1 protein-coding gene is annotated in these 1,190 nt (G+C 30.7%); it reads left to right on the forward strand.

What is annotated here, in order from left to right:
• The first annotated feature begins 272 nt into the window (after positions 1–272).
• Complete coding sequence (locus AC1DJR_RS30485; protein ID WP_002086530.1) at positions 273–1,103, forward strand: MerR family transcriptional regulator; 831 nt, start codon at positions 273–275, stop codon at positions 1,101–1,103.
• Positions 1,104–1,190: the final 87 nt, after the last annotated feature.

Genomic DNA, 1,190 nt, shown 5'->3' on the forward strand with positions numbered 1-1,190 from the left:
CCATTTGATCCTCTCCTCATCATTTTTTATTTTTATCATACGATTTCTCGGAATTTGCCTAATGATAATATGTAAAGATCCATTAAACAAAGGGTCTATTTACGAGTTCTTTTGAACTTGTAATTTGAACCTGTAATTAATATATAATAAAATTTATTAAAAATCAATGAAAAAATGGCAGATTTTCATGAGAGGATTCGTTTTAGAAACGGGGGATATAGATATATAATAGGAAGTAATAAAGTTTACAGATAATGAATGGAGAAAGAAAAATGTTATTAAATCAACGTTTTACAATTGGGGAAATGGCGAAAATGCATAATATAGCGGAATCTACATTACGTTATTATGATGAAAAAGGGATTTTTCATCCGTCAATTGTTGACCCTCAAACCAATTATCGTTATTACACAATTGATCAGTTTTCACTATTAGATACGATTAAATTTTTACGCCAATTGAACATCCCGTTAAAGGAAATAAAGAAATATATTGATGAACGAAATCCATCTTATGCGCTGAATTTACTTGAAAAACAACAAGAAATGATGCTGAAAAAACAAAGAGAAATCGAGTATGCTTTGGCAAAAATGGAACATAAAATCCATTTAATGAAGAAAGCGACGAAATCTGAAGCAAATCAAATTATTTATAAAAAGATACCGAAACGAAAAATTACAGCAATTGCAGTTGCACCAAATACAACGGATGATATGTTTGAATATTATATCCATTCGTTGCAAAAAAATATGAAGCAAATTGATAATAGTTTATTTTCAGGTGATATCGGTGTAACAGTTTCAAAAAAAGCATTAATGCAAAATGAGTTTCAAGCATATAACAGTGTGTTTATTTTATTGGATTACATGCCTTTTGAAGCGCACACTTCAGATGAAATAAAAGAAGGGATATTTGCCTGTTCTTATCACCATGGACCATATGAAGAAACAGACGCAACGTATACGGAATTATTAAAGCACATTGATAACGAAGGATATGAAGTGTGCGGAGATGCACTGGAACTTGCATTAATTGATTGGTCCGTAACAGAAAATCCAAAGGAGCAAGTAACGGAAATTCAAATACCTGTTGTTAAAAAATAGGCTTATATATTTTTCGATTCTCTATTGACCTTCAAGTAACTTGAAGGTTTAAACTGTGAACAGAGCATTGAAAAAGGAGCATTTATA

It is taken from the genome of Bacillus sp. 05T31, from assembly GCF_056396725.1.

What these genes read in the sequence shown, in the direction of transcription:
- AC1DJR_RS30485 (WP_002086530.1), top strand. Translation starts at nt 273, where the DNA reads ATGTTATTAAATCAACGTTTTACAATTGGGGAAATGGCGAAAATGCAT.